We start from the raw sequence: 260 nt of genomic DNA, 5'->3' as shown, positions 1-260 counted from the left end.
GATCAGATCCGTCTGCTGCAACCCATGGTGCACATCTCCGGGCGCTTCTCGGCGGCGCGCAACTATGTCGGGGTGGTCTTGCCCCTGGCGTGGCACCCGAAAAACAAGAACGCCCTGATTGTCTGCGACTTGCACCTCGATCCCCAATGCTTGCTCGATCTGGATGCCGAAGCGCTTCGCGAGCGCCTGTATACCCGCAGCGATGATCTGGCCGAGGGCGAATTGCCGGTGCCGTTGAAGCTTATTCACATCAACAAGTG

The 260-nt window shown here is 59.6% G+C and carries 1 pseudogene; it reads left to right on the top strand.

Features of this window, described 5'->3' with window-relative positions:
• A pseudogene (gene sbcB, locus AAEZ08_RS23100) lies at nt 1-260 on the top strand (exodeoxyribonuclease I); the annotation flags it as partial.

Source organism: Pseudomonas sp. E45-MNA-CIBAN-0222, from assembly GCF_040310405.1.
GTDB classification, from domain to species: Bacteria; Pseudomonadota; Gammaproteobacteria; order Pseudomonadales; family Pseudomonadaceae; genus Stutzerimonas; species Stutzerimonas stutzeri_AC.
This window is presented reverse-complemented; position numbering and strand designations above follow the sequence as displayed.